The sequence below is a fragment of the Actinobacillus porcitonsillarum genome (assembly GCF_003101015.1).
Taxonomy (GTDB): Bacteria; Pseudomonadota; Gammaproteobacteria; order Enterobacterales; family Pasteurellaceae; genus Haemophilus_A; species Haemophilus_A porcitonsillarum.
The window spans coordinates 1,490,702-1,514,245 of the sequence record NZ_CP029206.1 but is presented as its reverse complement, the minus strand read 5'-3'; the positions used below and the strand labels follow the sequence as shown (position 1 = coordinate 1,514,245).

General features: G+C 42.4%; 8 protein-coding genes and 1 tRNA gene. 4 read left to right on the top strand and 5 right to left on the bottom strand.

The features are described from left to right. Positions 1-34: 34 nt before the first annotated feature. The 3 genes from DDU33_RS07290 to DDU33_RS07280 are packed head-to-tail and all read right to left on the bottom strand — an operon-like array spanning position 35 to position 14,610. On the bottom strand, positions 35-349 hold the full coding sequence (locus DDU33_RS07290) for a DUF6572 domain-containing protein (RefSeq protein ID WP_108924100.1): 315 nt from the start codon (positions 347-349) through the stop codon (positions 35-37). 1 nt (position 350) lies between these two features. Continuing rightward, positions 351-12,830 carry a two-partner secretion domain-containing protein gene (locus DDU33_RS07285; protein WP_108924098.1) on the bottom strand — a complete coding sequence of 4,160 codons (12,480 nt, stop codon included), beginning with the start codon at positions 12,828-12,830 and terminating at the stop codon, positions 351-353. A gap of 28 nt (positions 12,831-12,858) precedes the next feature. Then, positions 12,859-14,610: a ShlB/FhaC/HecB family hemolysin secretion/activation protein gene (locus tag DDU33_RS07280; protein ID WP_108924096.1), complete on the bottom strand. Its 1,752-nt coding sequence runs from the start codon at positions 14,608-14,610 to the stop codon at positions 12,859-12,861. 236 nt (positions 14,611-14,846) lie between these two features. Here DDU33_RS07280 and sucA point away from each other — a divergent pair, with 236 nt between their 5' ends. Then, positions 14,847-17,660, top strand: a complete 2,814-nt coding sequence (gene sucA / locus DDU33_RS07275; protein WP_108924094.1) for a 2-oxoglutarate dehydrogenase E1 component — start codon at positions 14,847-14,849, stop codon at positions 17,658-17,660. A gap of 61 nt (positions 17,661-17,721) precedes the next feature. Further along, positions 17,722-18,951, top strand: a complete 1,230-nt coding sequence (gene odhB, locus DDU33_RS07270) for a 2-oxoglutarate dehydrogenase complex dihydrolipoyllysine-residue succinyltransferase (protein WP_005819519.1) — start codon at positions 17,722-17,724, stop codon at positions 18,949-18,951. Positions 18,952-19,014: 63 nt separating this feature from the next. Here odhB and DDU33_RS07265 read toward each other — a convergent pair whose 3' ends face one another. After that, positions 19,015-20,181: an efflux RND transporter periplasmic adaptor subunit gene (locus DDU33_RS07265; RefSeq protein WP_108924092.1), complete on the bottom strand. Its 1,167-nt coding sequence runs from the start codon at positions 20,179-20,181 to the stop codon at positions 19,015-19,017. A 93-nt stretch (positions 20,182-20,274) separates the two neighbouring features. Next, entirely contained in the window at positions 20,275-21,090 is an 816-nt protein-coding gene (locus tag DDU33_RS07260; protein WP_108924090.1) for a Cof-type HAD-IIB family hydrolase, read from the bottom strand. A gap of 534 nt (positions 21,091-21,624) precedes the next feature. Here DDU33_RS07260 and leuA point away from each other — a divergent pair. Continuing rightward, positions 21,625-23,175 (top strand): 2-isopropylmalate synthase, encoded by a 1,551-nt coding sequence (gene leuA / locus DDU33_RS07255; RefSeq protein ID WP_108924088.1) that lies wholly within the window; start codon positions 21,625-21,627, stop codon positions 23,173-23,175. Positions 23,176-23,275: 100 nt separating this feature from the next. After that, positions 23,276-23,352 (top strand) — tRNA-Val (locus tag DDU33_RS07250). The last annotated feature ends 192 nt before the right edge of the window (positions 23,353-23,544 follow it).

Below are 23,544 nucleotides of genomic sequence, written 5' to 3'. Positions count from 1 at the left end.
AAAATTATAAACTGCATACATTATGGAACACTTTCTACTTAATCGCTATCTCATATATAAAATCCACATTTTGGGTTTTTAGAGCATCTTTAATATTATTCAAGATAATCATATCGTACTTTCTTGGTTTGAATTTACATATTAGTTTTATTACCATCTCTTTCTCTTTTGCTTCTGAAGTATTTAAATACACCTCTCCACTCTCCAAATAATAAAGGTATAGATTTAGTTTATCTTTGAGAAAATAGAGATGCTCATCATTCCATTCTAAATGGTCGGTAATAATTAAAAAACACTGGTTACCCTCAATATTTATAATATCAATGCTATTTTTATCTAAAATACTCATTTTATTTTCTCTCTATTTTAATTTCTGTTGGTTGAATAAGGGTTCCCTTTGGATATCCCTCTTTATCACTACTTATAACAATAGCTCCTTTTTCTTTTATTTCAGGAAATGCTATTTTTTGATTCTTAGTTAATGGTGCCGTTGCAGATGATTTACACTCAATACAAATATCAATCCCATTTTCTTTTATAACAAAATCTAAAATAGTCCTTACTCCACTAGGAGTTTCAACTATTACTTGTTTTTGAGGTGAATAACCTTCAGAGACTAATTTTTCATATTGTTCTTGCTCAAATTGTTCTCCTGCTAATTTATTCTTTTCTATTTGATGTATTGTTAATCTATCTTCTTTGGGTTTATTTGTTCTAATCTGAGTTCCATCATCCGAAATCATTAAGAAAGATGAACTAAAACTTCCATTAGGATTTATTCTCTGATAAATAGAATTTCCCGTAGCAGGATCAACTTTACCCGTATTAATAATTTTCCCCTTATCAGGACCTTCAAATACACCATCGCCTAAATATGTATATTTGCCATCAGGAAGTTTGAGTGTCGCTCCTCTAGATAGATTTTGTAAATCAATAGATTTCAATCCTTTTTCTACAATAGTTCCCATTCCATCAACAACAGCCTCACCTCCTATCTTAGCTACTTTACCAATACCTAATGCTTCTGTTAAGGTTCCAATAAATTGAGAACTTGATACAGCAACCATTTCTTTTTCAACATCTTGACCATAAAGTGCATTGATTTTTTCTTGATCACTTAACACAAGATTTTTACCCATTTCTGATGCGCTAGATGTTCCTTTAGTCCAGAGTTCAGCAACAAAATTACCTAAACACCCCGTGACATCAGAACTACATTCCACTACACCATCAATGACAGCATTTCCCACAGCTTTAGCAGTTTCAAGTTTATTTTCAGAAATATGGTCGTAAGCTTTACCTAATTTATCCTTGGTTCCTTCCCAAACTGTTGTGTCAGTTTGTAAGTTTCTGCCATAGAAATTATCGCCTGTGGCTTGCATATAGTCATACGCATCACTTGCATATTTTCTTGGTGTCCAAAAATCATTATCTTTAGCTACAAAATAATGTTGAACATCACCTTTGCTATCAATGAAGGTGGCATTATTTTGAGAGGCTAAAAAAGCTTTTGCTTTATCATCAGTGGTAAAATCTAATTTTAAGAACCAAAGAATATCAAGATCTCTTTCCGCTTGTTGGCTCAAGCGTTTTTCTGCTTCTTCAACAGTTAATCCTTCCTGCTCAGCAAATTCTTTTGCATGCGCTTTAATCCATTTCATTTCATCAGGGTGCAGCTGTCGATTAAACTTCTCTGTTCTCCACGCCATTTGTGCCGATTGGTTTACCGTGTTGCTGTCGCCGCCTAAACTCGCACCAATTAACGCCCCCAAGCCTGCCGCACTTGCCTGTTGAATCGCATTGCGTTGGTCTGCCGTTAAAGCGGTGTTTTGTTGCAGATAATTTGCAATTTCGGTGTTGATGTATTCACTGCCCATTGCTGAAAGTGCGCTGGCTGCGGTGTTCCCTCCGCCGACTTTCGCTGAAAGATAGCCAATCAAGCCGTGAAGGGCGATTTTTTGTGGGCTGCCGTCTTCCCACTTCATCATTTTAGCTAAATCACCGACCGCTTTTGCTCCCATTTCTGCCACAATTTGGGTTGCTTCTTGGCGTTCCTGCAGAGCCTGTAAATCCTGCTTCTCCAACTTCTGATTCGCATTTGCCACATCTCGGTTTAGGCTTTGTAAGGTGTCTTCAGCCGTTTTTCCGGTGAGGGATTTTTGTTTCTCACTGTCGGTAATTTGCACGTTGATATTCGAGCTAATCGCCGATTGCGTTTGGCTACGTTCGCTTTCGTTCATATTACCTAACGCACTTAATGCCGCACCCATGGCTGAAGTTGCCATTTGTGTCATGTCCGAACTTACACCGGCACTGATGGTGCTAACCTTGATATCACTGCGGTTTTCAATGCTTTCTGTCGTGAGCGTGCCTGTGGTTAAGCGGTGGTTTTCTTTTTGTCCTTCCGCATTGATAACACCGCCTTTTAAGTGGGTGTTTTCTTCAACGTTGATGTTTGAGCTTTCGTTGATGTTAAAGCCCGATTGTTGATTAACCTGAGCATAATCCACATTCGCCTTATTTTGGCTAAATTGGGCTGAGCCACTTGCACCACTTCCCCACGCAAATGCCGCTTTTACCCCACCTTGCGTTTGCTTGCTGTCATATTTCTCAATATCTTGCACGCTTTCAATATGCAGATTTTTCGTATCAAGTGCTAAGTGGTTGATATTCGCCGTCGCGCCCTTTAAGGTCGTGGTTTCTTTCGCGTTAATCGTTAAGCGGTCGGCGTTGATTTCCGTGTGGTTTTGCACCTGCGAGTCGCTGTTAGCATGCCCTTTGCCTACACTTGCTGCCCCTTCAATACCTAAACCGGTCGAGCCGCCCGATTTGCCCACAAACACGCCCAGGCTCCAACTGTTGCTCTTGTTGTCGCTGCGGTTGGTTTGGCTGTCGGTGGTGCCGAGTAGTGTAACGTTGTTGCCTTCCAAGGTCGCTTCTTTGGCGTTGATTTTTGAGCCCACAATCGTGTTATCGCCCTCAGTGGCACGAACTGTAACCGAGCCGGCACTTAACTCACTACCTTGGTGAGTCGTTTGTTGAGTATGGCTGGTGGAGACGGATTTGCTTGCCCCAACACTTACCGAGACTTTCGCATCGCTATTGGCTAGCGCCTCGCTCACGTTACCTGCTTTCTGTATTGCGTCAATCGCTTGGCTGGCTTTTTGCACCGTTTCAACCGCTTCATTTGCCGCTTTCACTTTCAGCAGTTGGCTTAAACGCTCGTCTTTGACTTGCCCCGAACGTTTTAAGCTACTCTGCACTGCCATTGCCGCATCGGTGACTGCTGAACTGAACGCAACCGTTAAGCCCGACTGTTTATACTCGTGGCGTTCTTTTGAACTTAACTCGTCTTCGCTTGCACCAATGTAAGTTGATTTGCCTTCAATCGTAATGGCTTTGTCGAGTTCTTTAGAAGCAATTAAATCTGTGCCTGAAAGATGGGCGTGATTGCCGGCTTTCACACTCACATTGCCTGACACACTGCCCAGCGTACTGCGTGCTTGACTTTGTTGCCAGCCTTCCGCTTCGCTTTCGTGGGTTTCGGATTTTTTGCCAAAGGTAATGCCAATGCCGCCGCCCGAGAATACGCCCGACTTCGATTTTTGCTCAAAATGCGTTTCTTTAAAGTAGTTCGTATCCGCAGAAATGTCGACGTTATTGACCGCTTGTAGGTGTAAATCCTTATCGGCAATCGCTTGAAGATTTTGCGCTTTTAGGTCATTACCGGCAGAAACCAATATCTCGCCACCGCCCAATGTGGTGCCAACTTGGGTTTTGTCTTGATTGCTATCTAACGTTGTTTTCTTCGAACTGCCGAACGCCCCACCGCTTTTTGTGTGGTGATATTCCGTTAGCGCACTGGAGGTGGTTGCCGAACTTAGTACAACATCATTTTCCGCTAACAAGGCTAAACGTTGTTTCGCTTCCAACTGTGCCGCTTCGCTGTAAATGTTTTGACCGCTTAGCACCACATCGCCTTTGCCTTGTACACGGCTGACTTCAACACTTTGTACTGCCTCGTTGCGGTAGTGGTTTCCACCACCCATTTTCTCGTCAAAGCCCACCGATAAAGCGGTCAGATTTAAGTTGTTTTTTGCAGAAAGATAGGTTTGACCTTGTCCGTCATTGATAATGTCTGCACCGGCAAGAGTAATGTTGTTCGCTTGGATTTGCAGCGTGCCGTTCTCGCCTTTGACGTGTAACAAGCCTTTGCGACCAATCGTAGTGTCGGTGCGTTGATAGCCTTGTTCATTCACAGAAGTCGTATGCGTTTGGCTGGAATGCTTAAAGTTGCCGGCAACATTCAGCAATATCGCCCGGTCGGCTTCTATTGTGCCACCCAGGTTTTCCATATCGCCACGCACATTGCCCACAACTGCACCGCCGCTGATGTTGCCACTGTTGCGAATACTCTCGCTGTCAAACTGCGCCAGTTCACGACCGGCAACCGTGCCACTGTTGATAAACTCGCCACCTTTGTGAATCACTTTGTTACCCGAAAGCAACGCACCGTTGCCCGTGATGTCGCCTTTTTTCGCCAAGGCGTACACTTTCGGCACTAACACGGTTTCCACTTTGCCGTTTGGTAACGTAATACTTTCACTTTCCAACCACACAATATCTGCCGTCAGCTGTGCCACTTGGTTTGGCGAAAGGGCAATGCCCGGGCGTAAGTTGAATTTTTGCGCAAAGGTTACACCGGCATCCATCAAGCCACGATATTGGCTGTCAAAATCCGTGTAGTTGCCCACAAAATTTCTGCCCGTTAAACGGTTGATTTGCTCACGCACCAAACGCTGCTCATAAAAACCGTCGCCTAAGCGTTTTTGCACCGCATTCGGCTCATAGCGTAAGGCGTTGAACATATAATCCGAGCTTAACCAACGTTTTTGATTGGTAAAATCCGGGTCGGTTTCAACAAGTACACGGTTGGTCGGATTTGCATTTACCCGATACAGCACATTCTGCGGAATCACTAAATTCGGCTGAATACTCCGCACTTCTTGCTGTTCATTCAGGGCAATGCGTACCAGTGGGCGAGCCGGGGTATTGGCATTGTTATTCGCCACCGTGGTCGGTTTGAAGGCATCATCACGCAAGGTTTGGAAGGCATCTTGCTTCCCTGCCGGCATTTGAACATCTACAGTCGTCCCATTGCCCGACCAAGCATCTAATGCATCCACCTGATGCACCGTTCCGCCCAATGAGGTAAACGAAGCCGAACCGAGCGAGTTTAATCCCCCCAGCGTTTTGTTCCCTTGTGCAGAGAGCACGTCATTCTGTACGCTCACATTGCTTAACGAAAGTTGATGAAGCGTTTTGTTTTTGAGTGAATCATCGGTTTGTTTGTTATCAGCATAATTTACGTATTTTTCTGTTCGAACCACCTGCATATTAAATGGCGTTTCGATAATGCGGGTGTAATCATTTTCACCGTCCCATTTACGCTGATGATAACGTCTAAATCCTCCACGCCAACGGCTGTAAGTGTATTCACTTTTACCTGTATCTGTTATGCGATGTCTGCCCTCTTCATCTTCATTTTTAATTTTATTTTCGAGCAACATATCTTGACCGGCAATCACCACACTGCGATTATTCACAAAAGACTGACTATTGGCTTCTAAATTTCCGCCAGCAATAATTTGCCCTGCAACGGTCGTCAAGACTTTACTTTCATCTTCACGATGATGGGTTAATTTAATATCCCAAAAACGACGATAATAAGGTAATTTGAGTTTATCGATACGATCTTGGTTATGTTTTTGTATACCCTCATCTACTTTTGTCAAAGCCTCCTTATATTTATTTTCCCATATCGTATAAGGTTCAATATGCGTACGATAGAAATCCCATTTTTCTTTTGCTAATGTATATGCAACAAGTTGATTTTCATATTCCTCAACTCTTTTCTGATAAACCTCTTCTTTCTCAAAAAAACGTTTTCTAGGCTTGCTTGGCGCACTACCCGGATCTTCCGGTACTTTAAAGGTATCAAATTCTTTTGTGCTATCATCAAGTGAGAACCAATCGGCTTCTTTGTACCAAGGCTGAGCTTCTAATTTATCAAATGGAAATAATGGTGCAGCCTCAGCTGGAGCTGTTGCATTAAAATGTGCCCAAATTGGACTATCTATCCCATATTGACCCGCTGGATCGTAGTTACATTTTGCCTTCTCTCCACCATATTCATCGCAGTTCATTTGGTTGCGAACAGCAAGCACCATATCAGGTGTAATCTTATCTCCTGCTTTTAATTCTACAGGTTTCGTACCATCACTTTGGTAAACTAATTGTCCTGCTCGGCTCCAACCAACCCATTTGAGATATTTCATAGGGATAAACGGACTATTAGAAAGCGCGCCTTTCTCTTCTTTCAAGGTGTTGATGAACGTTGCAGGTAATTTATCATAGCCATCTTTAGGAATGATATAGTGCTCATTGATTGGTTTTGTTTTATCTTGTAATAACGTAATATCCTTATTGGGTTTACCTTCTTCAACATGCTCCACTGTAAAGTGTGTATTATTGTTATAAACCTTATCCACCCCAAAACGAATACGGCTTTCTGACTCAATCACACTACTGTTATTACGCAACACATCTGCTTTGCCTTCTACTTGATTATTCCCATTTAAGATGCGACCAAAGCTCATATCGCCCACACTGAAAAGTGTTGCACCCACTTGGTTATCTGAAAGGTAATAGCTGGTGTTATTCTCGATTTCTCGTGCACCAATATCTAAACGCCCACGTGCAGCTACCACCGCAGAGAGAATTTCGCCGTTGCCGTAATCTTTATCGCGGTTTTCAAACTTATCCGCTTGCAGGGCAATATTATCGCCATAAATGCGTCCTTTGCCCGTGTTGGTTAAACGACCGCCCACCTTAATCACGGTTTGGGCATTTTCATCGGCACTCACGCTGTTGATTAACCCTTCATTGGTTAAATCGCCTTTTGCAGTAATGTGCGTGTTGGCACTACTGATGCGCCCATCAATACGGTTGGTAATATGGTTGGCATTTAAGGTAACTTGCTCATCGGCATATAAGTTATGCTGATTGGTCAGATTACCTGCCGTGCTAATGGATAAGCTTCGGTCGGCATTGATGTGGTTATTCGTTACAAAATCTTTTTGCTGGCGAATCGTAATATCTCGCCCTTCAATATGCCCGTTGGTCGTCACTTCATCTGCAAAAAGGGAAAGCGAATCCACCGTTTGCAAACGCCCATTTTGGTTGTTAAGCGTCAGTGCTTTACCCTGAATCGCGACATTGCCACCGCCGGTTATTTCGCCTTGCTGATTATTCAGGTTCGATTGTATCTGTAAATCGCCTTGCACACGGCTATGAATTTTCCCTTGTTGGTTATCCAGCGCCTGCGCTGAAATCGTTAGCGCCGAGGCTAAAATCCCTTGGCTCATTTTTTCATTCGTGGCTTTGGTTTGGCTGTTATTCAGTTGTGCGGTATGAATAGACAAGATATTGCCGCTTTCAATAAACGAGCCGGTGTTACTCACTTTTTGGTTGTTGAGATCCGCCGTTGCATTCAGTACCAGTTTATGTTGGGTACGAATTTCGCCACCTCGGTTATCAATCTGGTTCGCTTGAACTGCCATTTCGCCCAAACCGTGGATTTTGCCCAGCTGTCGGTTATCCAATAAACCATTGACGTGAATGTTGCCTTGGTTTTCAGCATAGAGCGTGCCTCGTTGGTTGTTGAATGAATCGCTTTTGATCACAAACGTATCTTTGCTGATCACGCTACCGTTTGCATTATCAAGGGCTTGCTTCACATTGAGATGGAGTAAACCTTGTTCGTTATACACCAAGCCCTGTTGATTGTTTAACGCCTTCGCCTCAACGGTTGCTTGCTGTTTTGCTGTGATATTCCCCGAAGTGTTATCAAGGTCGGAGACTGCGGCAAGCGATAACGTTCCTGCCGTTGCTCGAATTTGTCCCTCACGGTTATGAATAGTGTGAGCGGCTACGTCCAGTGCAGTTTGTGCTTTGATTTGTCCTTTCGCATTGTTCAAATTACCTTGCGCTTGAACGGTGAGATCTTGGCTGCCTTGCAATAAACCGGCTTGGTTATCAATGGCTTGTGCAGTAAGGGTTGTTGATTCCCCACTGATTCTGCCTTGGCGATTAGTGATATTTTCACGCACCGAGACCTTTTGTCCGCTCAATGAAGCGAGTACACCTGATTCATTTTCAATGTTGCGTGCGCTTACCGTCTGCGCTTTTTGGCTTAATAAATAACCTTGTTGGTTCAGGAAATTTTGCGTTGTTAAAGCTAACTCGCCTAACGCAATAATCCCTTTATTTTGTGCAGAGACTTGCGTTTGTTGGTTATTCAAATTGCCTTGATGTGTGTGAATCGTCATATTTTGGCGACTTTGAATCAAACCGGCGGTGTTATCTAAATCGCCGCTTTCAAGCGTCAAATTCGCGCCGGCACTTAACTTCCCTTGTTGGTTTGTTAGGGCTTGTTGGTGGGTGGAGATCTCAAGATTACCTTGCTCTGCCACAATCGCCGCCTGATTGTTATTGAGCAGTCCACTGCTAAGCGTTGCATTTTGCTTAGCAATGATTTCACTTTTCTGATTATTAAGCTGACCGGCAACCGCAAGCTGCAGATTTTCGCCCTGTATCAAACTGTGATTTGTGGAAGAAATTTGACCGCTTGCCGTTAAATTGAGCGATTGATTCGCCTGAATCACGCCCCCTTCTTGTTCAAGAGCAATGAGATCCGCTTGCAGATTTTTTGCATCCACCACACCTTGATGGTTACGCACGACACCGGCATTTAAACGTAAATCCGCTTCAGACTTCATCACACCCAATGCGTTATTCAATGTCGCACGCCCCAAATGAATGTCGGCTTGTTGCGTAGATTGAATATGACCTTGCTGATTATTTAACTCACCGGCGGCAATCGTTAAGGCTTGTTGGCTGATAATTTTGCCTAAGGTGTTATCCAACGATTGCTGGTGCGTATTTAAACTGACACCGGTTTTCCCTTGCACCAAGCCGTTTTGGTTATTTAATGCGCCACTTTCAACTTGTAGTTTCTGGTTGGCAACCACTTTACCGTGCTGATTATTGATCTGCTGTTGTTGAGTGTTAAGCGTTAAATTGCCTTGCTCAGCAAGCAATAAACCTCGTTGGTTATCTAGTGCTTGGCTTGTTATCGCAAGATGATGAGTCGCAGAGATTTCACTGTCCGTATTGGTTAATGCCTGCTGAACCGTTAAAGTGGCATTATCTGCCGAGATCACACTTTTTTCTGTTGATTGGAGTGAGCCGGCATTGAGGATTAATTCGCCCGCACCAATTTGTCCCGCCGTTTGCTGTAAACTTTTCGCAACCGTTAAAGTCACCTTTTTTGCACCTGAAATGATCCCTTGGCTGTTCTCAAGATGTTGAGTCGTCAACGATAAATCTTCATTACTTTGCAAACGACCTAAACGATTGGTTAATGCCGTGCTATTCAATTGCACAGATTTAGCGGAAATCACGCCTTGAGTATTATCTAATTTCCCTGAATTCACCGTTAAATTGCCAAGCGTTAAAATTCCCTGATTTTGACCTTGGGTTTGTTGGTTATTTAACGTGTTTCCATGCGTATTAATCTTGATATCTTGCTCGCTATAAAGCAAACCTGCCTGATTCTGCAATTCGCCTGAATTAACCGTCAGTTTACCTTTTGCCGTGATTTGACCTCGAGTATTATTCAACTGCTGTTTTTGGGTCTGAATAGCGATATTTCCTCCAGCACTATTGATAACCCCAAGCAGATTGTTTAAGTCCTGACTTTGAACCGTAAGATCCCCAACCGTATTTAAACGGCTTTGTTGATGACTGAACTGCCCTGAGACTTGAATATCTGCCTTCGTTGCCGAGATCAAACTGCCCTCTTCGCTCGTTAAACGAGCAGCATTTAACAACAGTGTATCCGCCCCAAGCTGCCCGGCTGTTTGTGTAAAATGATCAGCAACAGAAATATTAGCGACCGTCTTCCCTGAGATGATCCCTTCCTTGTTTTCAACTGACTGTGCAACAAACGTCAATGCCTGATTTGCCTTGATCAAACCTTGCGAGTTATCAACCGCACGAGCGTTTAACGTTTGTGCTTCTCGGCTTGCAATATAACCTTGTTGATTAACCAAATCTGCGCTTTTTAGCGTCAATTTACCCAATGCCACGATCCCTTGTTCTGATGAAAGGGTGTTCTGGTTGGTTAATGTTTGATGATGGGTATCAAGCCAAATATCACTTTCGCTATGAATCGCACCTTGGGTGTTATCTAATTTTCCGCTATTTAACGTCAGCGTAGATTTTGAGCGAATTTTACCGGCGGTATTATCAAGCGTTTGTTGATGGGTATTGATATCAGCACGACCTTGTAAACTCTGAATATCCCCTTTTGTATTATTTAATGCTTGGCTTGAAATCGTTAAAGCTGCCGTTTTCGCTTGAATCAAGCTGTTGCTGTTATCCAACTGATTCGCCAGCGTTAAATCCGTTTGATTTGCCACAATACGGCTATGCTCACGGCTGTGCAGATTTTGCGCCGAAAGCGTGATACGCTCCGCCTCAACCGTGCCTGCCGTTTGGCTTAAATTCCCACTCAATGCCAAGGTTGCCTGTTGGGTGGCATTGAACATGCCGTGGTGGTTCGTCAGGTTTTGTGCGTTTAAGGCGAGGTTTTGTTGGGTATAAACCAAACCTTGGTCGTTATTGACGTTCGTGGCAGTCAGCTGCTGATTGCCACCGCTGACCACTCGCCCTTGTTGGTTGGAAAGATTGGACGACTGAATATTTAACTGCCCCAACGCCACAATGCCTTTATCTTGCGCCTCTGTTAAGGTGTGTTGGTTCGAGAGCGCTTGCCCGTGGGTATTTATCGTCACATTTTGATGAGACTGAATTAAACCGCCGTCATTAAGCCATTCGCCTGAATTCAGTGTAATATCTTGCTCAGAAACTAAAATCCCACCGCTAGAATTTACTTTACCTTGAGCAGCATTGACCGTCAGCTTGCCTTTCGCCAACAAACGCCCTTGTTGGTTATCCATTCCCTGTGCATGAACAGTTAAATCCCCTTGGGTTTTAAAAGTACCGCCACGATTTTGCAGTTTATCGGCAACATTGAGCTTTAATTCGCCGCTGCCGGTTTGCTCCCAAATGGCACCTTTGGTATTCAGTGAGCGTTGTTGGGTGGTCAGCGTTTCCGCCTTCAGCACGCTGTTTTGGGTTTGAAGTTGGGCTGGCGTGGTAAGATTGAGCGTTTTTTCCGCCATCAGCACGGCATTATCCGCTTGAATGTTGCCCGCTTTCGCCTGTACATTCAGGGCATAGGCGTAGATTTGGCTGTTATCGAGGTTCGCCTCAGCAGCATTGACTTGGACATTCGACGCCAACACTTTGCCTTGTAACGTGCTTTTTCCGGTCGTGTTGACTACAATCGATTGCCCTTGGGCACTCGCTTTTTCAAGAGTACGGGTTTCGCCGTTTGGAGTGTCTTGAATCTCTACACCGGCGGCAATTAAGGACGAGGTTGAAGCGGTAACCTTGGGCGCCTTGTAGGTAATACGCCCTTTTGCCACCGTTTCGCCTTGTTGCGTGATCGCTTGATGTGCCGTTTGATGAATATTGCCACTACGAGCCACCACCGAGCCGTCTTGTTGAATATCAGCTGCTGTGTTAAAGGTTATGTCGCCTTGGCGGTTTTCGATTTTGCCTCGGTTTTCAATGCCTTTTGTGCCTACCAGTTGAACGGCGTGGTTGGCATTTAACGTACCGGTATTGACAATGCGACCTTCGCTGTCAATTTTGAGGGTTTCCGCACTCGCTCCAATATGTCCTGCATTACGTACCCCGACACCGTGTTCAGTACCGATAAGGTGGATTTTACCTGAGTACATACCGCCCAACTCGCCAACATCCACCGCCACCTGTGGACGAGCTTCATCCGCAAGCGGTTGATTGCTGTGAATAATTTGCAAATCGGTCGAATTTTCCGACCGCTTGACGGTATTCTTACCGGTAATCACTTTGGCTTCTTTTTTCGACCAAACACCAGCATTGACTTGCGTTTCTCGGGCAATAATCTCGGTGTAATCTACTCGGCTGTTATCCAACCCTTTGCCCGATACTTTGACCTTCCCTTTTTCCACCACAAAGCTTTCTAAGTTGCCGTTTTTTATCTGTGGTTTACCTGTTGTGAAGGTCGCACGGTCGGAATTGATAATCCCACACCCTTCGCAATGAATACCGGACGGATTGGCAATAATCACATCCGCCTTTTTGCCTGCCACTTCGACATAGCCTTTTAACACCGACGGGTCAGAGGAATTGACCTCATTTAAAATGACCTTCGCTTCCCCTCTTGCCAAATAAGGGTTGCCCGTAATTAAACCGCCTTGCTGTGTTTGCACATTAGTACGGCTGTTGTTCAATATCGCCCCTTTGGTATCGACATCAAATTTGGCATATTTATTGTGGGAAAGCCCTTTATCATTCGGGGTTTGAATGTTCACTTGCGGTAAACCGTTTGCGGTTTGCAGCACAATCGGTTGCTGGTTTTTCGGGGCAGATTTATCCGCTTGAATAATCAGGTTCGCCAACGCCGTATTAGAAAAAGCGACAAAGCCTAAAGCACAAAAAAGACTAAAGGTAAGCGGTCGAATTTTGCAAAACAATGACGAAAACCCACCGCTTGCCTGCTCCGAGGATTTGCCTTCTGTTTTGGCTAATTCAGAGGTTACCACCAAACGCTGAAGCGTTTTGCTAAAAATCACACGGAAACATTTTTTATTCATTTTTAAATCCTTATTTCAAAAATTTTTATTAGAAACTATAACCTACATTAAAGCCTGCTACAGCGTTAGATGTTTTAAAACCTTGTGGTTTGCTGATTGGCTTACCGACAAAAACATCGTAGTAAAAGCCATGCCAGCTACCTTTAATGCCCATCGCCATTCCCATTAAATGATGACCTAATTGCGATTCGGTTGCCCAGCCCATCACTCGTCCACCATCTAAAGCGAAATAAAGCTGTTGCCCTTTGCCATTCACGTTCCAAGCCAATTCATTACGCCATAACCAGCCCCGTTCACCAGAAAGCGTTAATTCGCCATCAAATCCTCGCACCGTATAACGCCCACCAATACTAAAACGGTCTTGAGCAATCAATGGTGTTTTGTTCCATTGCGCATTCCAACCGGTTTGATATTGCCAAGGTTGTTCGCCTAACATAAACGGTTGGGTAAAATCGATTGAAGCCGAGATGATTTGTGGACGAGATGTCCCTTCGCCCCAAAGCTCTTCCGGTGCAGATAATGCGCCCCTTGCACCTGTTCCTCGTTTATAATTCGCTGATAATTCAAATGTAGCACTGCCCAAATATTCTTTATGTGAAAGCCCAGCTTCCCAGCCTGCCATTCGGCGTTGTTGAACCCCAACTTCCGAACCATCCATATAATTATGTGATTGACGAGACCAAAAACTCCCCGAAATGGACGTTTTGCGTTTGCTATCTCGATAGAGTAGATAAGAAAGTGTTGCTTTGGTGGTATTACTCTCACCGGCATACAGGTAGTTATTATCAAAGGCTCCGAAGACTTCTTGATGATAACGGCTGTAAGTTTGTGAAGCAGAAAGTGTCCAATAACCAAAAGGGATTGAATAATAGAAGGTTAGATTTTTGCTGGCACGGTTGCCTTTATCATCATTATGCGTTTTTAAACTATGCGTGAAAGCGGTATAAAATAGGTCATTTGCCGAGAACATATTATCAAACGACAACGTTCCGCTGGCTTGAAATTTCCCCGTAGAGGTTGAACCGGCATCATCTAAACCAATGTTCAGCCGAAAAGGAAAGGCTTGTGCATAACTGATTTTTAAATCGCTCTCACCAAGCTGTGCTTGTTCGCTTTCACTCGGTAGAATCTCAATGTTTGCTTCTGCACTCGGAATGCGTTTTAAATTTTCCAAAGACTGCTCAATATCACGCACATTTAACAAGTCGCCTTTAGAAAAAGTAAACCCCGTTAACGCATGTAAACGCGTAAAACGAGGTACTACACCGCTATCGGCTACAATGGTATTGCCAATCCGCCCGGGGATAACCGTTAAATTTAGCTGCCCACCACGCAAATCCTGCTCAGGAGTTACCACACGGGTTGTCACATAACCTTTTTCAATAATTCGATTTTGAATTTGCTTCATTAAAATACCTAAACCTTCCCCACCAAAACAGTGCGGCAAGGTTAGTTTTAAATCTCGAGCGGCTTGTTCAAATGCCCATTGAAATTGGCTTTTTGAGGTTGGCGAGTCATAATCTGACAGTGAAATTTGATGAATGGGATAACAAGGATATTCGTGGTTGGAAAGCGTTAAAGTTTGCTGAGCGGTATCTAAACGGACATCTGCCTGTGGCTGCAAAGCCTTATCTTGCACCTGCTGAGATTGTTTCTGGCGTTGCTGTTGCGCTGCATCTATTTGGTTTAAGCGAGAGAAATCAGGTTGGTTGGCTAAAATATGACAAGAAAAACTAGAACCTAGAATTACTGTATAAATATTTTTTGCGAAATTTTTCATTTTTCTGAGACTAAAGCGGTTAAATTCTTCTTTAATTTTACAATATCTACATATGCTTATCAAAAAGGATTTTAAGTAAATTTCCTCATTATTTATTTTTTTAATATACTAAAAATTTGCTAATTTTTTGTTAAAAAAACCGCTTAAATGTTGAAAATCTGATATAGCTCACATTCTTATTTCATAATTTAAAGTATAATGCTATAGAAATCCACAACCAAACAGGTTAGGTCTATATGCAATATCAATATAAAAATTTTGATGATTGGCTCGCTTCGAGTCCATTTGGTGGCTCAAATCAAGCCTATGTTGAAGAAATCTACGAGCAGTATCTTGAAGATCCTGCTTCTGTCGATGCTTCGTGGAAAGCTATTTTTGACAGTTTCCCTGCAACAACCGTGGCAGAACAACCTCATTCTCAAGTTCGTGATTACTTCCGCAAGCTGGCGCGAGAAAATCTCCCTGAAGCCGTTTCTGTCGTTGATCCTGAAGCAAGCGCTAAACAGGTAAAATTACTTCAATGGATCAATGCTCATCGCATTCGTGGTTACACACAAGCGAACCTTGACCCTCTAAACTATTATCGTTGGAAAACGTCGCAAGTCCCTGAGTTAGATTATCGCTTTCATGGCTTTAGTGATGCGGATTTAAACGAAACCGTTACTTTAGGAAAGTATGTTTACGGCAAAGATACCATGAAATTTGGCGATCTTGTCAAAGCATTAAAAGAGACATATTTAGGCTCTATCGGGCTTGAGTTTATGCATGTTCACGATATGGAACAACGCAATTGGCTTCAAGCTAAAATGGAAAGTGTGCTGAATAAACCTCTCTTTACGAAAGAAGAAAAAATCAACCTTCTTGCAGAATTAACAGCTGCCGATGGTTTAGAGCGTTATCTTGGGGCGAAATTCCCTGGGGCAAAACGTTTCTCTCTTGAGGGTTCAGATGCCTTTATTCCGATGATGAAAGAGATCATTCGTCACGCAAGCCGTAATGGTATGAATGATGTGGTAATGGGGATGGCTCACCGTGGGCGTTTAAATATGCTCGTCAATGTTCTCGGTAAAAAACCGGGCGAACTCTTCGATGAATTTGCGGGAAAACACGCTGATGACAACCGTACGGGGGATGTAAAATACCATCAAGGTTTCTCATCTGATTTTGCCGTTGATGATAAACGTGTGCATTTAACCCTTGCATTTAACCCTTCTCATCTTGAAATTGTAAGCCCAGTGGTTATCGGGTCAGTTCGTGCTCGTCAAGAACGTTTGGGTGATACCGCTCACGAAAAAGTGCTTGCCATTACCGTTCACGGCGACTCTGCTGTTACCGGACAAGGTGTGATGCAAGAAACGTTAAATATGGCAAATGCGCGTGGCTATACCGTGGGTGGAACAATCCGCATTGTGATCAATAACCAAATTGGTTTTACCACGTCAAACCCAAACGATACCCGTTCTACCGAATTTTGTACTGATATTGCAAAAATGATTCAAGCGCCGATCATTCACGTTAATGGCGATGATCCGGAAGCCGTTGCATTTGCGGCTCGTATGGCGGTTGAATATCGCACTAAATTTAAACGTGATATTTTCATCGATTTAATTTCTTACCGCCGTCATGGGCATAACGAAGCAGATGAACCGCTAGCAACACAGCCGATGATGTATAGCATTATCAAAAAACACCCTACTCCACGCAAAGTTTATGCAGATCGTTTAGTGGCTGAAGGTATATTAAATCAAGATGAAGTCACGTCAATGGCGAATGAATACCGTGATGCACTTGATCATGGCGAATGTGTTGTACCTGAGTGGCGTGAAATGGATATGGCAGCAGTCGATTGGCTACAATACTTAAATTATGATTGGACTGCGCCTTATGAAAACAGATTCCCAACAGACCGTTTTACCACTTTAGCAAAACGTGTGGCAGAATATCCGGCTTCTGTAAAAGCACATTCTCGTGTAGAAAAAATCTATAACGACCGTAAAGAAATGGCAGAAGGTTCTAAACCTTTTGACTGGGGTATGGCTGAAACCATGGCATACGCAACCCTTTTAGATGAAGGGACGCATGTGCGTATTTCGGGCGAAGATGCCGGACGAGGTACATTCTTCCACCGCCATGCGGTTGTGCATAATCAAAATGATGGAACCGGTTTTGTACCATTAACCCATTTACATGCGAACCAAGGTCGCTTCCAAGTCTGGGATTCTGTACTCTCTGAAGAAGCGGTTTTAGCTTTTGAATATGGCTTTGCAACCACAGATCCAAAAACATTAACGATTTGGGAAGCGCAATTTGGTGACTTCGCAAATGGTGCACAAATTGTGATTGACCAATTCATCAGCTCAGGCGAACAAAAATGGGGACGTATGTGTGGTCTTGTGATGTTGCTTCCTCACGGTTATGAAGGGCAAGGACCGGAGCACTCATCTGCTCGTTTAGAACGCTATTTACAACTTTGCGCACAACAAAATATGCAAGTCTGTGTTCCGAGTACACCGGCTCAGGTGTATCATATGTTACGCCGCCAAGCGATTCGTAAAATGCGCCGTCCGTTAGTAGCTATTTCGCCAAAATCGCTTTTACGCCATCCGCTTGCTATTTCATCCTTTGATGAATTGGTGAATGGACAATTCCAAAATGTGATTGGCGAAATAGATAATATTGACCCGAAAAAAGTGAAACGTGTCGTCATGTGTTCGGGTAAAGTCTATTACGATCTGCTTGAAGAACGCCGTAAAAAAGAGCAAACGGATGTTGCGATTATCCGTATTGAACAGCTCTATCCATTCCCAGTCGAAGACATGGCAAAAGTGCTTGCGCCTTATGCACATGTAAAAGATTTTGTTTGGTGTCAAGAAGAGCCTCAAAACCAAGGCGCATGGTATTGCAGTAAACATAATTTTGAAGCGGTTATTCCGGCAAAAGCCAAATTACATTATGCCGGACGCCCTGCCTCTGCAGCACCGGCAGTCGGTTATGCCTCATTACATAACAAACAACAACGAGAGCTTGTTGAACAGGCTTTAACGCTTTAATAGTACATTTTCTCCCTATCAAAATAGGGAGAATGAAATGAAATTTAAAAAGGAAAAAAACATGACAACTGAAATCCTAACTCCTGTTCTCCCTGAATCTGTGGCTGATGCGACTGTCGCAACATGGCATAAAAAGGCAGGCGATAGCGTAAAACGCGATGAAGTTTTAGTTGAAGTAGAAACAGATAAAGTCGTACTTGAAGTCCCATCTCCGGTGGATGGTATATTGAGTGAAATCTTACAAGAAAGCGGATCTACCGTTGTTTCTTCGCAAGTATTAGGCAAAATTTCAACCACACAAGCGGGCGATTTTATCCAAAATGTTGCAACAAACAGTGTAGAAGCAACACCAGCGGATAGAAAGACCTCTGCGATTGAACACGATCATTCTGATGCCGATTCACAAGGTCCTGCAATTCGCCGTTTACTGGCTGAGCACGGTATTGAAGCAAATCAAGTTCAAGGTACTGGCGTTGGCGGCCGATTAACTCGTGAAGATATCAATGCTTACCTTGCAAAACGTGAAGCACAACAAGCAAAATCTGCCATGGCGACAGAACAAAATACGGTAAGCACTGTGGCTTACTCTTCTCGTAGCGAAAAACGTGTGCCAATGACCCGTCTACGCAAACGCATTGCAGAACGCTTACTTGAAGCTAAAAATTCAACGGCAATGCTAACAACATTCAATGAAGTTGATATGCAGCCAATTATGACGTTACGTAAAACCTATGGCGAGAAATTTGAGAAACAGCATGGTGTACGTTTAGGCTTTATGTCTTTCTATATTAAAGCTGTTGTTGAAGCACTCAAACGCTACCCTGAAATCAATGCTTCGATTGATGGCGATGATGTGGTTTATCACAACTATTTCGATATCAGCATTGCTGTTTCTACCCCTCGTGGTTTAGTCACACCGGTTATTCGCAATTGCGATAAACTCTCTATGGCGGAAATTGAGAAAACAATCAAAACACTTGCGGAGAAAGGTCGCGATGGTAAATTAACCGTTGAAGATTTAACTGGTGGGAATTTCACAATTACCAATGGTGGCGTATTTGGTTCACTGATGTCTACCCCAATTATCAACCCGCCTCAAAGTGCAATTTTAGGCATGCATGCTATTAAAGATCGCCCAGTGGCAGTTGATGGACAAGTGGTTATTCGCCCTATGATGTATCTAGCGCTCTCTTATGATCACCGCCTCATTGATGGCCGTGAATCCGTTGGTTTCTTAGTGGCGGTAAAAGATTTACTTGAAGATCCAACACGTCTATTATTAGAAATCTAATCTCAAATGAAATAGAGACAAAAATGCCCTTAGCAAACACTAAGGGCATTTTTACATCTTCATCTAGAACATACGGCGGCGAGGCTCGCTGCTCACTTTTTCACTATCTGCCCGTTGAGTAACAACAACTTGCTCTCCCTCATTTATACCCGAAATTACTTCGGTATATTGACTGTCGGATAACCCTGTTTGAATGTCTTTTTCTTCCACTTGATTATTATTCAACACTTGAATCGTTGTTTTATCTCCCTTCTTCTTCAAAGTCGAAGTCGGCACAACTAAAACATTTTCTCGTTTAGCGATATTCACTTGACCTTGCACAGTCATCCCAATTCGTAAACGATTATCTGCATTATCGACCAATGCATTTGCATAATAATAGATCGCTTCGGTATTTCCAGACTCTTCTGTGTAATTATTGTCCGTCAATGTGGTTAAAGCCGGATCAACCGTATCGATCTTACTTTGATAGGCACGATTAGGCTCTGCAAGAGTCGTAAAGCGAATCTCTTGCCCCTCTTGTACCTGAGCAATATCGCCCTCTGAAATCTCCAGTTTTATCAACATCTTCGATAAATCTGCAACCTGTACAATTGTTGGCGATGTTTGATTAGAGTTTACCGTTTGCCCCACAGACACCGGAACCGAGACAATAATCCCATCCATTGGCGAGATAATTTGTGTGTAATTCAAATTTGTTTTCGCATCATTAACCGAAATTTGTGCAGTTTGAATTTGTGATTTCACTTCATCGACGGTTGCTTTTGCTGAAGCTAGCGTATTTTTAGCCGTTTCGAGATCACTTAATGAAGCACTATCCGATTTATACAGTTTACTTAAACGAGCATAGTTAGATTGCGCAACTTCTAACGCTACTTGCGCCGATTTTAACTTAGCCTGATAAGAGGCTAAACTTGCCTCTGCTGTACTCAAACTATTACTTTGGTTACTCGCATCAATTTCTGCAATTAAATCGCCTTTTTTAACCGCTTGTCCAAGCTTAACATTCAAGCTAATGATCTTACCCGAAACTTGTGCGCCAACTTCCGTTCTTTGACTTGCTCTAACTGAACCTGTGGCGAGTACATTTTTATCAATCGTGGTACGTTTCACCGGTTCTGTAATATAGTGAACTTGATTAGCTTCTTCCGTTTTATTGATATAAAAGTAGCTCCCAACACCAACGCCTAAAGCTAAAATAAGAATAAGGGGTTTTAATTTCAGTTTCATTGTTTATACATCATATTTAAATTAAGAATAAGCGGTTACATTTGACCGCTTATTTGCAAATTTGTTCATAATGAACGAGATATAACCGAAATACTAAATAATCCCCATGATGGCACGCAAATAACTTGCTACAGCTTCATCTTTATGATTCCCAATAATTTCATGTTGTGGAAGTGAGGCTTTCAAACGCGGATCAGCATTTGCCATAATACATCCTTTCCCCGCTTGGCTTAACATTTCAAAGTCATTCATCCCATCACCAAAAACAATACAATCTTTTAAGCCATAACCTCGGCGTTGTGTTAATTCACTTAGTGCATTCGCTTTAGAAACATTTTTATTCATCACTTCTAAACATTGTGGCGTAGAATAAACAACATAAACATCATCGCCATAAGTTTCACGAATTTTCTGCTCAAGCGGCTGCAAATCCGCTAGGGTTTTCCCGATAAAAAAGACTTTTTCTGTTTGCTCGCCATGATGTTTGCTAAAATCCACAACCTGATAGCTAAATCCGGAATCTTTATGGTATTTTTTGAGCTGCTCTAAATCAATATTGATAAACCATTCATCGCCCTGATAACTATTCACACAAACTTTAGTTGGGTCGAAAGGCAAATTCATCAATTCAAAAGCTAATGTTTCAGGTAAATAATGACTAATAACTCGCTCGCCTGACAAGAAATTGGCTCTTGCGCCATTAGAAGTCACTAACATCGCTTCTTTTACATCTACTTTACTAATGATATGTTTTACATCTGGTAAATTTCTTCCCGTGGCAAAATAAATATCAACACCTTTTTGAGATAATTTACTCAGCGTTTCTATCGTAAACTGACCAATTTTATGGTCACCATTTAATAGTGTGCCATCTAAATCTGAAATAATCGCGCGAAAAGGTACGTTCATCTGATTTTCTTCCCTAGTGAAAAATATTGTCGTAAGGCTATCAAATTTCATATTTCTCCGCAAAGAAAATAGCCGATATTTATAACCAAAATCAAAACAGCACAAATTTCACCCAATCGAGAATAAAGCGTAAAAAACTTTTTTTTGACTAAATCGTTTTCTTTTCTTTGGTCGGAGAATAACTCATTAGCTTTTAAAACTAAAAAATGAAAAATAAACAAAATATATATCTAAAACAAAATGGTTTTTACGCAGGTAAACGTTTGCGCAAAGTGAGAAATTCTATTGACATAACTCCATTTGAAGTTATGATAGCACCATTACCGAATAACAATGCAAACATAAACACACACAACACAATGGAAAAACAACTTTCACTCCGATTATCTCTGTTATCGTATTTTTTATGCGAGGACTAAGGTTATCTGAAGAAAGTCTGTTCACTATCCAAACTTTAGCCCGCATATTTCTTGCGGGTTTTTTTTATCCATCAAAAAGAGGATAATAGAGCTAATTTTCTATGAGGAACTGATTATGAACAAAAACAATATCATTATTTTCGATACCACGCTTCGTGATGGCGAACAAGCACTTAAAGCGAGTTTAACCGTAAAAGAAAAACTACAAATTGCACTTGCGTTAGAACGCTTAGGTGTTGATGTGATGGAAGTGGGTTTCCCTGTTTCTTCTGCCGGCGATTTTGAATCGGTCAAAACCATTGCTCAAAATATTAAAAACAGCCGCGTTTGTGCTTTATCTCGTGCTGTCGATAAAGATATTGATGTTGCAGCTGAAGCATTAAAAGTTGCTGAAGCATTCCGTATTCATACTTTTATTGCAACCTCTGCCTTACACGTGGAAGCAAAACTAAAACGTTCATTTGAAGATGTGGTAGAAATGGCTATCCATGCTGTTAAACGTGCGAGAGGTTATACCGATGATGTGGAATTTTCTTGTGAAGATGCAGGTCGTACCGGTATTGACAATATCTGCCGTATTGTTGAAGCAGCGATTAAAGCAGGCGCAACCACGGTAAACATTCCGGACACCGTAGGTTATTGTTTACCAACCCAATATGGCGGCATTATTGCAGATGTAATGAACCGTGTACCGAATATCGATAAGGCTGTAATTTCGGTTCACTGTCATAATGATTTAGGTATGGCAACTGCAAACTCTCTTACCGCTGTTTTAAATGGTGCACGACAAATTGAATGTACCATTAACGGCATTGGTGAACGTGCCGGTAATACCGCATTAGAAGAAGTAGTAATGGCTATTAAGACCCGTCAAGATATGTTCAACGGCTTAGATACTCGTATCAATACCCAGGAAATTCATCGTGTAAGCCAAATGGTCAGCCAGCTTTGTAATATGCCAATTCAACCAAATAAAGCGATTGTGGGCGCTAATGCTTTTGCACATTCATCGGGTATTCACCAAGATGGTATGGTAAAAAATAAAAACACCTACGAGATTATGTCGCCTGAAACGATTGGTTTGAAGAAAGAGAAATTAAATCTAACCGCTCGCTCAGGACGTGCTGCGGTACGCAACCATATGGCTGAAATGGGCTATCAAGATAGCGATTATGACTTAGACAAACTCTATACCGCTTTCTTAGAATTAGCGGATAAAAAAGGACAAGTCTTTGACTACGACCTTGAAGCACTCGCTTTCATTGATATGCAAGCTGGCGATGGAGATCGCTTAAAATTAGATGTGATTACCTCACAAACTATCAGCACCTTACCAGCTTCTGCCTTTGTTCAAGTTGAGCTTGATGGTGTGAAATTAAGTCAGGTATCAAATGGCGGTAATGGCCCGGTAGATGCGGTATTTAATAGCATCTTAAAAATTACCGGCTTAGACTTAAAAATGTCGCATTATAACCTAACAGCTAAGGGCGAAGGCGCTGAAGCATTAGGGCAAGTAGATATTGTGGTGGAACACGAAGGTCGTAAATTCCACGGCGTAGGCTTGGCAACCGATATTGTTGAATCATCAGCTCGAGCTTTGATCCACGCCATTAACGCAATTTATCGTGCACATAAAGTCGCACACCTAAAAGCGAAAAAAGCCTAATAAACGAACGAACACTTAAATGATTGCTGTATTATTATACTAATATAACAATATGCCTCTTGCATATTTAATCTATTAAACTATAATACAAAGCGTTAAAGCAACTATAGCTCAGTTGGTTAGAGCACCACCTTGACATGGTGGGGGTCACTGGTTCGAGTCCAGCTAGTTGCACCATTATTCATATCATAGCCTTTCGTAACCGCTCGCAAAATCCTTGTGTAGCTTAGTTAGAAAGGCTTTTTTATTACTCTTAAATAACAAATCGAACGTATTTTAACGTATCTAACCGCCCTTTTTGTAACTGCGATATAATATTTCTATTTAAAGGATGCTTTAAAGACGTTTTAGGAGCTTTATCAATTATAT

Bases quoted from the DNA above. Each gene is read 5' to 3' on its own strand.
- sucA (WP_108924094.1), top strand. From the start codon at position 14,847: ATGCAATATCAATATAAAAATTTTGATGATTGGCTCGCTTCGAGTCCA.
- DDU33_RS07285 (WP_108924098.1), bottom strand. From the start codon at position 12,830: ATGAATAAAAAATGTTTCCGTGTGATTTTTAGCAAAACGCTTCAGCGT.
- DDU33_RS07260 (WP_108924090.1), bottom strand. From the start codon at position 21,090: ATGAACGTACCTTTTCGCGCGATTATTTCAGATTTAGATGGCACACTA.
- leuA (WP_108924088.1), top strand. From the start codon at position 21,625: ATGAACAAAAACAATATCATTATTTTCGATACCACGCTTCGTGATGGC.
- DDU33_RS07280 (WP_108924096.1), bottom strand. From the start codon at position 14,610: ATGAAAAATTTCGCAAAAAATATTTATACAGTAATTCTAGGTTCTAGT.
- DDU33_RS07290 (WP_108924100.1), bottom strand. From the start codon at position 349: ATGAGTATTTTAGATAAAAATAGCATTGATATTATAAATATTGAGGGT.
- odhB (WP_005819519.1), top strand. From the start codon at position 17,722: ATGACAACTGAAATCCTAACTCCTGTTCTCCCTGAATCTGTGGCTGAT.
- DDU33_RS07265 (WP_108924092.1), bottom strand. From the start codon at position 20,181: ATGAAACTGAAATTAAAACCCCTTATTCTTATTTTAGCTTTAGGCGTT.